This window comes from Flagellimonas sp. L-11 (genome assembly GCF_056857735.1).
This window is the reverse complement of sequence record NZ_JBSXNR010000050.1, coordinates 1-13,565: the sequence shown is the minus strand read 5'-3', so window position 1 is coordinate 13,565 and position 13,565 is coordinate 1. Positions and strand designations below refer to the sequence as shown.

Here is a 13,565-nt window from a genome sequence, read left to right as displayed (position 1 = left end):
ACCATTAAAAGAGCTATGCCGCAATCAAAAGTTTCACGCTATGTAAAAATTGCGGTCGGAATCATTTTACTATTGATTTTGGCAGGAGTGGCAGCTCAACTATTTTTCACCAACAAAATAAAAACGGTACTAAACGATAACGTGCCCGAAGAACTCAACCTCAGCTATGCAAATTTGAGCACCAACGTACTTTTGGGCAAAATTAGTTTAACCGATGTGTCCGCCAATTCTCCGCAAAAAGGCTTCGATTTTAAAGCAAAATCCGTTATGGTTTCAGGTTTGCACTACCTGACCTTGCTTCAAAATGGCGATATTACCATTGCCAACCTTACTGTGGAATCGCCCAATATCACCTATCATCAAAGGGAAAAGGACAGCACATCAAAAGGGAAAGAAAAAATTCCATCCAAAAACATCACTATTAAAAACTTTAGCGTTCAAAATGGAACTTTAAGGATGCTGAGCCAAACATCGGATAGCTTGGCTACGCTACAAGGTATTGAATTTACCCTTTCCGATATCACCTTTAACCAAGGGACATCTACACAAAACATTCCCTTCACCTATGGTGAATATCAGCTCAATACCCAAAAGGGACACTACGATTTGAGACCGTTGGAATTTATCGAGTTTCAACAAATGCAATTAAACCCAAATGATGGGCAGTTTCAACAAGTGGTATTGCGCAGTAAGTATAGCAAAGCGGAACTTTCCAAAAGACTTGCCCTCGAACACGATCATTACGACCTCACCATTGACAACCTAATCTTAAAAGATTGGGATTTTGGCATGGAAAATGAACTCCTCTATTTCCACTTGGGCCAAATGCAAGTGCAGGAACCGGTTTTTCATGTGTACCGCGATAAATTATTGCCGGATGATACCACACACAAAAAATTGTATAATCAAGCACTGCGCGACCTTAAGTTGGACCTTCAGGTGGAAAGTATCCAAATTTCGAAAGGACTCATCACCTACAAAGAACGTTTGGAAGCCGATATAAATTCCAAAAACCTGAGCTTTACGGATATTGAGGCCACTATATACAACTTGCACACCAAAGGTGAGGGCGATGTAACGGTTGATCTCAATGCCAAACTCATGGGCAACGGCCCCTTTACCTTGGATTGGTCCTTTGACCCCCGGAACAAGGCCAATAATTTTTTGGTGCAGGGTTCGCTCTCCAATTTTCAGTCAGAAAGTATCAGTCCTTTTTTAAAGAGCAACCTTAATGCGGAGGTAAAGGGCTCCATACAACAAATGTTTTTTGCCATTAGCGGGAACGAGCTGGATTCGCAGGGCGATATGAAGATGAAATACGATGATTTTGAGTTTACCGTGCTAAAAAAAGACGGTTTAGGTGTCAATAAAATACTGACCGCCGTAGTGAACCTGTTTACCAAAAATGGCGAGAAAACAGATGAGGACGGCTTCCGCCACGGAAATTTTAAGGTGGAGCGCAAGCAGGACAAGTCCTTTTTTAATTATTTATGGATCAACCTAAAAGAAGGCTTGGTGGATACCATGACGGGACGTGGTAAAAAGCGGGATTGAGTTTGGTGTTTGGTGTTTGGTGTTTGGTGTTTGGAAAACAAGCCAAATTTTAACAGAGCATAGGTCATTTTCAACGACACTATCCCAATAATATGATAAAGGTAGAATTATAAAAATAATGGGGGATGACGGTACTGATGACTTCAACATCAAAGAATATACCTATTACCAAAAGGGGAACCCGTACCAAGGCGATTGGTGATATACTGGACGAAGAGAAACTGGAAGACCTGTATTACAGTTATGGAACGGAGCATCATGATACTTTTTTTAGGGCAAGCAAATTGAGGGACAAAACAGTGATCGGGCTTATGGTCTTCCAAGGTGTCACCGTTATGGAACTGCACCATATGCAGGAAGAGCACCTACAGTTGAAAAAGGGCAAAGTGGATGTTCCCAGTACCCGAAGGAGCAATGCACGTACCTTGAAGTTACAGCCCTGCCAGATGATGGAACTTTTACAGTACATGCAGGAAGCCCGTCCCTACCTATCGGAAAGGGACAAGGGCGGCAATCCGGAGAAACTGTTCTTTGGCAGCATTGACCAGATGCACAGCATTGCCAGCAGGATATTGAAGGCCATGAAAGGGAACAACCAAAAAGTAAAGGGGTGTTCGTCACTTCGGACAAGTATCATCATCAACTGGTTAAAGGTTCACAGTCTCAGAAAAGTACAGCACATGGCGGGACACCGTCACATAAGCTCAACGGAAAAATATGTTCAGGACGACTTGGAAAACCTGCACGATATTGTGGAGAACTTCCATCCGATAAGTTGAGCAACAATAGTTTAAGAAAACAGCAATAAAATATAAATTATCTTTGTTATGAACATAAACCCGAACGTGATGGATATCGAAGCGACAAAACTGGAACTGATGCACCTGCTCCTACAGACGCAGAAAGAAGGCCTGTTGGCCAAGGTGAAAAAAGTGTTCGAGGACGAGGGCACCGACTGGTGGGACGATATGGACGAGGAGGAAAAAAAGGAAATCGAGACAGGTCTCGCCCAAGCCGACAAAGGGGAGCTCACACCGCACAACAAAGTGATGAAACGCTTCGATAAATGGCGTTAGAAATAGTATGGACACCACAGGCCGAAAAAGGGCTTGACAACGTTCTCGAATATCTTCAGGAAGAATGGTCGACCAAGGAAATACTTGCCTTGGAAAAAAGAGTGCTCGACCTGATGGAACGTATCTCTAAATATCCCAAGATCTGCCCGTCTACGGGGAAATACCCGAACGTCCGCAAGGGACTTGTGGACAAGAACAATTATATCGTCTACCGCATACGCCCAAGGAAAAGAACCATCGAGATCATCAACTTCAGGGGAACGAAACAAAAACCGTTGCCATAGAACTCCCCCAGGGCAAAGAACCCCCGCCGTTCGTACCTCACGGCTTGCACGGTCTTCCTTGCCCCTCCGCTTGCCACCGCACCGCCCAAGCTATGTTTACATAACGTTGCATTATGCCTCCAAAAATGGCGCATAATAACGCTATGTAAAATAGCCGTCACCCCAACGCTAAAACGATGGACATACTTCCTTATATTTGGGATAAAGTATCAGTAAATCAATTAGTTCAAGTTATGCCTGAAAATATACTGGTTGCGTTAATCTCATTTGGTCTAGGTTCCATCGCCACGCTATTCATCAAATATGTTTTAGATAAAAAACGCGAGAAATCTGCATCGGAATTTGAGCACAAGATTCGTCGATACAAATCTGCAATGATTTTTATGAACGTTTATCTAAAACCTGATAATATCATGTTCATTCGTGGTTCCCATCCCGACATCACTTCAAAGGACAATATCAAAGAGACATTAAAAGCTGAATATTACGAAATGTTACTGTACGCACCCGATGGCGTAATTGAAAATGTCCGTGATTTTATATCGTTACCCACAAATGGACAATTCATTAAAACAGTAAAATCAATGCGCAAAGATTTATGGGGCAACAGTACTAAGCTAAAAGAAGCAAATCTGGAAGTATAATCCAGTGGCTTACCCTCGCTCTCTGGCATTGAAAATCTTTAAAACGTCTCATTCAAAATATGCGCGCGTCATGACAAATAAAGGGGGACGTATGGCAAGAGGATAATTGCCCCTAGCCATTTACATATAACAAATGCTATAAAATCATATATTTGAGATATGGAAACAGTAACAAAGAACAATCATATAGGAAGAAAAATAAGCCGGATAAGGGAACTACGGGGAATGAAACAAGAATCGCTTGCGGAGGAGCTGGGCATCAGTCAGCAATCTGTCTCCAACTTGGAACAGAGCGAGACCATCGAGGAAGAAAGGTTGGAACAAATAGCCAAAATATTGGGCGTTACCAAAGAGGGCATTGAAAATTTTAGTGAGGAAATGATATTCAACAATATCAACAACTTCAATGACAACAGTGTCAATCACGGCCCTTTGAATAATCATCATTGTACTTTTAACCCATTGGACGAGCTATTAAAGGCTTATGAAGAAAACAAAAAGCTCTACGAGCGTCTTTTAAAATCCGAGCAAGATAAAATCGCCTACTTGGAGAAGCTGCTAAAAGGATGAAAGGCCGGTAATCTTAACCTTGCCGATTTTTATTATGGGAGCTTTTTGCTCCTTTTTTAATACCCGGGCGTGACGCTCAATCGCCGCTTGGCCTATCATTTTTAAAGCTGGCGAACGTCTTTGCGCCAGGACCCCCGAAGTTAGCCATCTTTAAAAACGTACCCCGTGGGAAACCGGTCCGCCGACATCGGGAAAGGGCGCATACGTCCATCGGACCGACCAAGCACCCACCGTCCCAATCTTACCGGAACAAACCTACGAAGTGCCTTTGGTGGTTCCGATGCGGGCGATGGCCGTAGCTGGCTATTTTGCATAGTGTGCTTATGGTACAGAAATTTAAATGAATGCTACCATAAGACCGCATTATGTAAAGATAGCTTTGGGAACCTACTTCGGAAAAGCATTTAGCAAGTTGTGTTTTTGCTAACAAAAACCCCGCTCACTCTGTTCGGCCATTGTGATGCACCATCATAAAATTACTGCAACTACCGATATGGATTGCCCAATGGCGTATCCTGTCCAAAACAAATCCCTTACTTGCCAAGAACCAAAAAATGTTGAAGCTATTGAAAGTGGCAATCCCAATATAAGAGTCTTTAGAAACCGAAATTGTTACTTGCACGGGAACGGGCAAACATGATGTCCTTTTTTGGTAGAAACCCAATGGATACCTTGCCTCACGGCATTGTCCTTTTAAACGGGAGGCAATGGTCGTAGCTTAAATCCACAAAACTGAAAATTTTTTATGCTTTTGGGGAAAAGGCCACTATTTATATTAAAGGGATTATGAAAAAAACGAACACCATCAAACTGAGGTTGCCCAACTGGTGGCAATCGCTGATCATCGCGGTGGTATTGATCACCGTGTTCAGGATAGAACCGATGATAGTCTTCGAGGCGATAAAGGAACTGTTGAAAGCTTGGCTTTTAAAGTGAGGATATATTATCTTCACGGTACGTTCTTTTACATCTTTACGGTACCGAGGGAGTGGAAAAACACGGCCCATCACTGGTTTTTTGCATAGGGTATGACCAAAAAGGAAACATTATAAAAGAAGTTTTAAGAGACAGTGAAAGATTAGAAAATCGAGAAAACAATTATACCTACCATCTTGAAATGATCAACCCATTTTTTGTAGCCTATGAAAAACTAAATCAAAGTAATTATCATTTTTTAAATTTAACCGATATTGATATTTATACGGAATATGGCACCACACCAAATGTCATTGATCGTCAAAATTATAAATATACCAGTGATGACTCAAACTATCCTACTGAACTGATTGCTAGCAATGAAAATGGAGACTTCGTGTGGTTATTTGAATATTACTAACTATTATATATTAGCAACTGCCAAGTACTTTCCAACGATAATGAAAGTCATAAAAACATAGGTTTTTCAGTCTCTTAGCTTCTTCGAAATAACGAATTAAAACACTTTCCCCACCGCCTCAATCGTCCTGTCCAAATCAGCATAGCTGAGGGCGTCGTTTAAAAAGTAGCTTTCAAAAGCAGAGGGCGGTAAGTACACCCCGTTCTCCAACATCCCGTGGAAATATTTCTTAAAGGTATCGTTGTTGCCCTTTGCCGAGCTGGCAAAATCCACCACCGGTTCGTCCGTAAAGTGTACGGAGATCATACTGCCATATCGGTTAATCTGGTGTGGCACCCCTTTTTTGGTCAGTACCATGGCAATACCCTTGTGCAGATACTCCGTTTTTTCGGCCAAGCTGGTAAAAATTTCAGGCTGGTTGTTCAAAGCAGTGAGCATGGCCAGTCCGGCACTCATGGCCAAAGGGTTGCCGCTCAAGGTGCCCGCTTGGTACACCGGTCCTTCGGGGGCCAAATGTGCCATAATCTCGGCTCGGGCTGCAAATGCCCCTACGGGCAATCCGCCGCCGATTACCTTTCCGAACATCACAATATCGGCATCAATGCCCAAGGTTTCCTGCGCTCCTCCTTTTCCGAGGCGAAAACCCGTCATTACCTCATCAAACAACAACAAAATGCCCTCGTGGGTGCAAATGTCGCGTAGGCCCTTAATAAATTCATCTTTGGGGATAATGCAACCCATGTTCCCAGCTACGGGTTCCAAAATAATGGCGGCAATTTCGCCTTTGTTGGCCTCCACCAAGGCTTTCACTCCTTTCAAATCGTTATAATCAGCCAGTAGTGTGTCCTTGGCCGTGCCCTGCGTTACGCCGGGGCTGTTGGGGCTACCAAAAGTAACGGCACCACTCCCCGCTTGTATCAAAAAAGAGTCGGAATGACCGTGGTAGCAACCTGCAAATTTGATGATCTTTTCCTTGCCCGCGTACCCGCGCGCGAGGCGCACCGCACTCATACAGGCTTCGGTACCGCTGTTCACAAAACGGATTTTATCAATGTTCGGCACCATGGAAACCGCCAATTTGGCGAGTTCTGTCTCAATTTCGGTGGGTGTTCCAAAGGATGTTCCTTTTTTAGCCTTGTCGATTACCGCATTGATTACCGGCTCGTATGCGTGACCCAAAATAAGGGGTCCCCAGGAAGCGATGTAGTCGATAAGTTGGTTGCCATCTTCATCGTACAGGTAGGCGCCTTTGGCCTCCTTGATAAAAATAGGGTCGCCCCCTACCGCTTTAAACGCTCGTACAGGTGAATTTACCCCTCCGGGGATATACTTTTTGGCCTCTGCAAACAAGGCACTGCTTCGTTGGTAGATCATAAGTATGCTATGTCATTCCCGTGAAAACGGGAATCTATTTAATCAATTATTGTCTAGTACCCAATGTCATTCCTGCGAAAGCAGGAATCCATTGTACAACCAGCTGGATTCCGCATCGTGCTTCGGCTCCGCTCAGCATCCGTGCGGAATGACATTCGTGCCGCAAAGGTAATGAGGATCATTCGTTCTTGGAAGTCAATTTTGTCATTCCTGCACTAAGGCTATGCACTGTATAAACTTTGGCAGGAATCTGTTTTCATTGCTTGTCATTCCTGCGAAAGCAGGAATCCATTGTACAACCAACTGGATTCCGCATCGCGTTTCGCCTCCGCTCAGCATCCGTGCGGAATGACATTTAGAAAAGAGTGAGACTAATTAGTAGTCAGTCAAGAACATTTTGTTGAACATCCAATGTCATTCCCGTGAAAACGGGAATCCATTCAACCACCTGTGGATTCCGCACCTCATTATATGTTAAATGCTATACCCTTCGACTCCGCTCAGGGTACAATTACTGCGTCACCCGAATGTTGAGCACCTGCCCTACGGAAATAATGTTATCATTTAAATTATTGAGGCGGCGAAGCTCATCTACGGAAATATCGTAGCGTTTGGAAATGGCATACAAGGTGTCGCCCCTTTTTACGGTATGGGTAAATATTTCGTATTGTCTGGGTTCGCGCACTATGGGCAAACCGTTTTCCAATACCGCTTCATCGTATTCATAAAGATTGTAGTTCTCTATTATGGAAATTAACTTTTGTGGGTACCTGCGGTCGGTTGCATACCCCGCCTGTCGAAGTCCATGCGCCCATTTTTTATAATCGTCCCGTTTGTAGTTGAACAAAAACGCATAGCGTGAACGCGTGGACAGAAAAATACTGTGATCGCGGAAGGAGTACATCGGGTGGTTGTACTTGCGGAAACATTCCCCCTTGGCATCATCATCATGAAAATCAAATTCGCCCTGCCAACCAGTGTGGCATTTGATCCCAAAATGATTGTTGGTCTTTAGCGTAAGTTCGCCTCTACCAGAGCCGCTTTCCAAAATACCCTGGGCCAGGGTAATACTGGCGGGAATGCCAAAGGCACGCATTTCGTACTGGGCGATTTCGGCAAAGGTTTCGATATAGTCTTGGGTGTCCGAAATGGGAAAACGCTCAAAACGCCCCCTATCTTCGGGCATGGGATACAGATCCCGAACCTCTTCGGCCTCTAAATCCTTAGTGCTGGTGGCTGGTCTTTCGCTGTTCACCACAACGGGCGTACCCTTTCTTTGGGTTGACCTTCTTTTTTTGGCACCACAACTAGAGAGCAAAAGTGCCGCAATCAATACATATATTATTCGCCTGATCATACCTCCAATAACGGTAAATTTTTCTTCTTCAGTATTTGGTTCATACCTTTTATTCCTTGCAATCCCCCTGTATGGATGGCCAAGATTTGGGTTTCTGGTGGAAAAACATCCCTTTTTACAAGGTCAAAAATACCAAAAAGCATTTTTCCCGTGTAAATAGGATCCAAGGGAACCCCAGTTTCCTTCCTAAATTGGTTAATGAACCCGACCAAATCGCTATCCATCTTGGCATAGCCCCCAAAATGATAATCAGTTACGAGTCTCCAACGATTATTATCGGCAAATGTACGAATCTCCTCGATCAAAAAATTCCCCTTTAACGCGGGAAACCCCAAAACTGTTTGATGCCCTTGGGATGCGTTGATGAGACCTGCCACAGTGCCTCCTGTACCCGACGCACTACAGATGTAATCAAATTTTGCATCATGCTGCGTTAAGATTTCTGCACATCCTTTTACCGCCAAAGCATTGCTTCCACCTTCGGGCAACAGGTAAAAATCTCCAAACCGCTCTTTTAAATCTTGAATAAATGATGCTTCACTTTTGAGACGATAATGATTTCGGGATATAAAATGGAACTTCATTCCATGTTCGTGGGCCAATTTTAGGGTTGGATTGTCCTGCCACTTGTTTTCCAATTCTTCGCCCCTAATCACACCAATGGTTTTTAGCCCTTGTTCATGTCCCGCATAGGCTGTGGCCGCAATATGGTTGGAAAAAGCTCCACCAAAGGTGAGCAGGGTATCTTTACCTCTTTTTTCGGCTTCAAGCAGGTTGTATTTGAGTTTACGGTATTTATTGCCCGAAATTAAGGGATGGATGGTATCTTCCCTTTTGATGTTGAGGGTAACTCCCTTTTCTCGGAGCAGCGTCAAATCTATATGTTGATTAGGGGTAATCAAATTGTTTATTTAGGCAAATTGTTCCTAAGTCTAAAAAATGATTGTTTTATATACAAAAAATCTTAATATATTTGTATTGTTTTTAAAGACAAATATAGGTCAAAATGCTGGACATTGTTTTAAATTATAAAAACTTGCTAGAAAACCTCAACACATATATTGAGAAAAGTAAGTTCAAGAAAGAACATATTATCAAGGAGCTTGGTGTTTCCAGGGCGACTTTCTACAACAAACTGAGAAAACGTAGTTTCAGCGTTTCCGAAATGGTCAAATTGAGCACGCTTCTTTTTCCAGAGGATGTCAAGACCATGGAAATTAAACAAGCTTTGGAGCGCAGCCGTGAGGACAGTGCCGCAGGTCGTGTTTTGGAACACAAATCCGTTATAGCCGATGCCAGAAAAAGAGTTTCCCGGTGAAAGTAATCTGGACCTTTGAGACAAAAAAATCCTTTAACGACATATTGGACTACCTTATGGAAGTCTGTACCCAAAAAGAAGCTTTGGCCTTTATTGACCTGATAGAAGATACCATCAAAAAAATAAAGGACAATCCAGAAATGTTCAAAGTTTCCCAATATAACGGAGCAAGCCGTGAGGCCCACATTACCAAACACACCACAATGTTTTATAGGGTTTTGGATGAACTGATCGAGGTGGAGTATTTTTGGGGCAATTTCCAAAACCCTGATAAAATTGAAAAGCTTCTCAGTTAACCACTGGGCAACCAACCATATTTAGCAAGGAATATTATCTCGTCAAATAATTTAGAAAACCAAAGGTTTTGCGGTTGGATAGATATTGCATATCCTTTTCGTTGGCATAGGCCTCACGTTCAAAACTGATGTTTTGGTATGCGCGGTAACTATCCAAATAAAGGACGGTCCTAAACAACCACTCCGAAACATAGAGCAAATAGAACGGCAATATGAGCAGTTCTTGCTGTTGCTTTAAGTGGATACGTTCGTGGTTGATAAGCACCTCATCGGCCATTAGAGCATTTTCCTTTAGGATAATGAAAGGCCATAGTGAGAGCCCCACATAATTTTTATAGAAGAAATGTTTAAAGACTAGTATCACTTGATCCCATTCCTTTGGTTAGTCTAACAAATATAACTGCAAAAAGTGCTCAAAATTGGGTAGTTAGGAGAAATCCATCAACATTTTCGGTGAATAACCTTATTTTGAAAGTCTTAAAACCTTCGTTCTATTCCCGCGAAAACCGTAAATTTATATAGTAAATTACCTCGGGGCAACCCCACGAGGAATCGGGGCAACTTGCCTGATGGAAGTTAGGTTTAAATCTCGATTATCGAGTAAAATGGCGCAAACCACATGAAAGAGCATATTCCCTTGGAAGAGGGTGATTATTACGTTTCGAAACAAGGGTATAGGGTGTTTACCGAAAAATACCACCTAAAACGTGGTTATTGTTGCGAAAGTGGTTGCCGCCATTGTCCCTATGGATATAATGCCAAAACAAACACCCAAAATTAGGTATTCGGCATAATATTTGTGGATTATTTAATTGTATCTCAAGAAATTAAAAAAAGTACTATGAAAAGTTTAAAACGTTTTGCACTGATTGTCTTTTCCTTTGGTTTGTTGACCTCCTGTACTTCCGTACGGGTGGTTTCCGATTACGACCAAAAAGCTGACTTTAACACCTATAAAAGCTATGCTTTTTACAAAACTGGTATAGATAAAGCCCAAATTTCGGATTTGGACAAGAAAAGAATTTTAAGGGCCATTGAGGCTGAAATGGGTTCTCGTGGATTTGTAAAATCCGACAACCCCGATGTATTGATCAGCATTTTTACCAAAGAGCGCGAACGTGTGGACGTCTACAACAACTTCGGTTGGGGCTGGGGCGGATTCTATAGCCCATGGGCCTGGGGTCCCGGTTGGGGCTGGGGCTGGGGAGGCTATGGCAACAATGTCAGTACCCGTACCGAAGGTTCTTTGTACATCGACCTGATCGATGCCAATAAAAAAGAACTGGTATGGCAAGGTCGTGGCGTAGGTACACTGAACAATACCAAAAACATTGAAAAGAAAGAACAACGCATCAAAGAATTTGTTTCGCAGATTTTGGAAGAGTACCCGCCGCAAATGACAGTGGCCTCCAACTAAATCCTACAAGAGATTGTCTGAATGAATTAAACAATGTCAGGTTGAGCGCAGTCGAAACCTTTTTAAGGCATCAACGCCATAAATTCTCGACTGACTACGCTCGAATTGACAATAAAAACCCATTCAGACAACTTCTTTTTTATTTCCCTTAACTTTCCTTAAGAGAAAATCCACGCTCTATTTCATATCTTTAAGTCGCACAAATGATTGACTCATGAGCTACGAATCCAATCCTATACTGGACAAACTACCTAAGCACCTCAAACAATTCATAAAACCACAAAATTATGAAGCGTACACGGCCATTGACCAAGCGGTTTGGCGCTACGTGATGCGCAAAAACGTGGATTATTTGAGTAAAGTGGCCCACAACTCCTACGTGGATGGATTGAAAAAAACGGGGATTTCCATAAATCATATCCCCAATATGTACGGCATGAACAGAATCCTCAAGGAAATTGGTTGGGCTGCCGTTGCGGTGGATGGTTTTATCCCACCTTCTGCCTTTATGGAGTTCCAAGCCTACAATGTACTCGTAATCGCTTCGGATATTCGACAGCTTGAAAATATAGAATATACCCCTGCACCAGATATTATTCACGAAGGTGCTGGACACGCTCCCATTATCGCCAATCCAGAATACGCAGAATATTTACGCCGTTTTGGTGAGATTGGCTGCAAGGCCATTTCCAGCGCCAAGGATTATGAACTTTACAATGCGGTGCGACATCTTTCCATAATAAAAGAAGCACATGGCACCCCGCAAAGTGAAATAGAAGAAGCCGAAAAGCATATTGAGCAACTACAAGAAAATATGGGGGAACCCAGTGAAATGGCCCTAATACGAAACCTACATTGGTGGACCGTGGAATATGGTTTGATCGGCACGGTGGACAACCCAAAAATTTATGGAGCAGGGCTACTTTCGTCCATTGGTGAAAGTACGTGGTGCATGACGGACAAAGTGAAAAAGATTCCATACTCCATTGAAGCAGCCCGCACCGAGTTTGATATCACCAAACCACAACCACAGCTTTTTGTGACACCCGATTTTGCTTTTTTAAGTCAGGTTTTGGAAGATTTTGCCAATACCATGGCCGTGCGAAGGGGAGGACTTTCAGGCATCAAAAAGTTGATTGGTTCCAAAGCGCTCGGTACCATCGAATTGAGCACAGGGCTACAAATCTCCGGGGAATTCAACAATGTAATTGAAAACGACGGGAAACCTATCTATATACAAACCAAGGGCGGCACGGCCCTTGCCTATCGTGAAAAAGAGTTGGTCGGGCACAGTATTGCTCACCATGCCGATGGTTTTGGTTCACCTATCGGAAAGTTGAAAGGCATCAACATTGCCATTGAAGACATGGGGCCACGCGATCTTAAAGCCTATAAAATTTATGAGGGGGAACAAATCGCCTTGGAGTTCGAAGGGGACATCAAAGTGGAAGGAACCATAGTAACGGGCACCCGAAACTTAATGGGTAAAATCATTCTTATCACTTTTGAAAATTGCACGGTTACCCACAACAATAAAATCTTATTCCAACCTGAATGGGGATTGTATCACATGGCTGTTGGCCAACACATTGTATCAGCGTATAATGGTCCCGCAGACCTTAATAGTTTCGACCTAACCAGCCATCAGATTACAGAAAGCACCATAAAATCCAAAAAAGACGAAAAAAGGTTGCAATTGGAGCGGTATTATGAACAAATCAGGCATTTTAGGGAAGGAAAAAACACCACGATTTCACGAAACAAGGTCTTTCAAGCCCTTAAAAAAGAACATCCAAAAGATTGGTTACTGCCCGTAGAATTGTACGAACTGGCCAAACAGGACAACAATCAAGAGTATCAGCAAGAGATTTTGGAACACTTGGAAAACATTAAACTGGACAATCCCAAGGTAGGCCATTTAATTGATGACGGTCTCCAACTGGTGGATACGGCCTTGGTAAACTAGAATCCTAATTTTTCCACATTTTCGGCACTAGGTTTCAGTTGTGGCACTTCTCCTTTTTTAACAGGGTAAAAAGGCACGTTCAGAAGTAGTGTAATTATTTGATTATCAGATAATTAATTCGTATATTTAGGTATGACAAAACCCCGAAAATGAGTCTCTAGCTCGAAAAACGGGGTTTTTTTAATCTTCAAGTATGCACAAATTACGAAGAATATCCGATTTTCAGCACACCTTTTCTTTTTCTTCCCAAACAGAACAATTTGACATCTTTTACGATCGCTTCCTTAGGAGCGATCTGGGGAAGATCTATCGGGGGGTTCCCTGGGATGACCTGGTGAGATCCTTTGGGCTCAAGGAATCCAAAAAGGGCCCT

General features: G+C 42.8%; 18 protein-coding genes. 14 read left to right on the top strand and 4 right to left on the bottom strand.

Annotation, left to right across the window (positions count from 1 at the left end; translation table 11 throughout):
* Positions 1-15: 15 nt before the first annotated feature.
* From AC13CC_RS07680 to AC13CC_RS07645, 8 genes are all read left to right on the top strand, one after another.
* Positions 16-1,554: an AsmA family protein gene (locus AC13CC_RS07680; protein WP_482876855.1), complete on the top strand. Its 1,539-nt coding sequence runs from the start codon at positions 16-18 to the stop codon at positions 1,552-1,554.
* 125 nt (positions 1,555-1,679) lie between these two features.
* Positions 1,680-2,333, top strand: coding sequence for a tyrosine-type recombinase/integrase (locus AC13CC_RS07675; RefSeq protein WP_482876856.1), 654 nt, complete (start codon positions 1,680-1,682; stop codon positions 2,331-2,333).
* 48 nt (positions 2,334-2,381) lie between these two features.
* Positions 2,382-2,630: a hypothetical protein gene (locus tag AC13CC_RS07670; RefSeq protein ID WP_482876857.1), complete on the top strand. Its 249-nt coding sequence runs from the start codon at positions 2,382-2,384 to the stop codon at positions 2,628-2,630.
* Positions 2,621-2,914 carry a type II toxin-antitoxin system RelE/ParE family toxin gene (locus AC13CC_RS07665; protein WP_482876858.1) on the top strand — a complete coding sequence of 98 codons (294 nt, stop codon included), beginning with the start codon at positions 2,621-2,623 and terminating at the stop codon, positions 2,912-2,914. Before AC13CC_RS07670 ends, AC13CC_RS07665 begins: the two co-directional genes overlap by 10 nt.
* A gap of 176 nt (positions 2,915-3,090) precedes the next feature.
* On the top strand, positions 3,091-3,558 hold the full coding sequence (locus tag AC13CC_RS07660; RefSeq protein WP_482876860.1) for a hypothetical protein: 468 nt from the start codon (positions 3,091-3,093) through the stop codon (positions 3,556-3,558).
* Positions 3,559-3,717: 159 nt separating this feature from the next.
* Positions 3,718-4,128: a helix-turn-helix domain-containing protein gene (locus AC13CC_RS07655; protein WP_482876862.1), complete on the top strand. Its 411-nt coding sequence runs from the start codon at positions 3,718-3,720 to the stop codon at positions 4,126-4,128.
* 786 nt (positions 4,129-4,914) lie between these two features.
* Complete coding sequence (locus AC13CC_RS07650; protein ID WP_474998433.1) at positions 4,915-5,064, top strand: hypothetical protein; 150 nt, start codon at positions 4,915-4,917, stop codon at positions 5,062-5,064.
* A 52-nt stretch (positions 5,065-5,116) separates the two neighbouring features.
* On the top strand, positions 5,117-5,464 hold the full coding sequence (locus tag AC13CC_RS07645) for a hypothetical protein (RefSeq protein ID WP_482876863.1): 348 nt from the start codon (positions 5,117-5,119) through the stop codon (positions 5,462-5,464).
* A gap of 96 nt (positions 5,465-5,560) precedes the next feature.
* On the opposite strand, the gene hemL is transcribed toward AC13CC_RS07645, so the two are convergent.
* From hemL to AC13CC_RS07630, 3 genes are all read right to left on the bottom strand, one after another.
* A complete protein-coding gene (hemL, locus tag AC13CC_RS07640; protein ID WP_482876864.1) occupies positions 5,561-6,838 on the bottom strand; it encodes a glutamate-1-semialdehyde 2,1-aminomutase in 1,278 nt (425 codons plus the stop codon).
* 511 nt (positions 6,839-7,349) lie between these two features.
* A complete protein-coding gene (locus AC13CC_RS07635) occupies positions 7,350-8,195 on the bottom strand; it encodes a glucosaminidase domain-containing protein (protein WP_482876865.1) in 846 nt (281 codons plus the stop codon).
* Complete coding sequence (locus AC13CC_RS07630) at positions 8,192-9,097, bottom strand: 1-aminocyclopropane-1-carboxylate deaminase/D-cysteine desulfhydrase (protein ID WP_482876867.1); 906 nt, start codon at positions 9,095-9,097, stop codon at positions 8,192-8,194. The genes AC13CC_RS07635 and AC13CC_RS07630 overlap by 4 nt, the downstream gene beginning before the upstream one ends.
* 104 nt (positions 9,098-9,201) lie before the next feature.
* On the opposite strand from AC13CC_RS07630, the gene AC13CC_RS07625 reads away from it, so the two are divergent.
* A complete protein-coding gene (locus AC13CC_RS07625; protein WP_482876869.1) occupies positions 9,202-9,513 on the top strand; it encodes a hypothetical protein in 312 nt (103 codons plus the stop codon).
* Positions 9,510-9,809: a type II toxin-antitoxin system RelE/ParE family toxin gene (locus AC13CC_RS07620; protein ID WP_326279308.1), complete on the top strand. Its 300-nt coding sequence runs from the start codon at positions 9,510-9,512 to the stop codon at positions 9,807-9,809. The genes AC13CC_RS07625 and AC13CC_RS07620 overlap by 4 nt, the downstream gene beginning before the upstream one ends.
* 34 nt (positions 9,810-9,843) lie before the next feature.
* Here AC13CC_RS07620 and AC13CC_RS07615 read toward each other — a convergent pair whose 3' ends face one another.
* Entirely contained in the window at positions 9,844-10,173 is a 330-nt protein-coding gene (locus AC13CC_RS07615) for a hypothetical protein (protein WP_482876870.1), read from the bottom strand.
* A 255-nt stretch (positions 10,174-10,428) separates the two neighbouring features.
* Between AC13CC_RS07615 and AC13CC_RS07610 the strand changes: the two genes are divergently transcribed.
* From AC13CC_RS07610 to AC13CC_RS07595, 4 genes are all read left to right on the top strand, one after another.
* Positions 10,429-10,590 carry a C1orf53 family protein gene (locus tag AC13CC_RS07610; RefSeq protein ID WP_482876871.1) on the top strand — a complete coding sequence of 54 codons (162 nt, stop codon included), beginning with the start codon at positions 10,429-10,431 and terminating at the stop codon, positions 10,588-10,590.
* Positions 10,591-10,650: 60 nt separating this feature from the next.
* Positions 10,651-11,226 (top strand): DUF4136 domain-containing protein, encoded by a 576-nt coding sequence (locus AC13CC_RS07605; protein WP_326279303.1) that lies wholly within the window; start codon positions 10,651-10,653, stop codon positions 11,224-11,226.
* 214 nt (positions 11,227-11,440) lie between these two features.
* Positions 11,441-13,192 carry an aromatic amino acid hydroxylase gene (locus AC13CC_RS07600; RefSeq protein WP_482876872.1) on the top strand — a complete coding sequence of 584 codons (1,752 nt, stop codon included), beginning with the start codon at positions 11,441-11,443 and terminating at the stop codon, positions 13,190-13,192.
* Between the two features lie 193 nt (positions 13,193-13,385).
* The coding region (locus AC13CC_RS07595; RefSeq protein WP_482878249.1) for a hypothetical protein at positions 13,386-13,565 on the top strand (180 nt) is incomplete at its 3' end.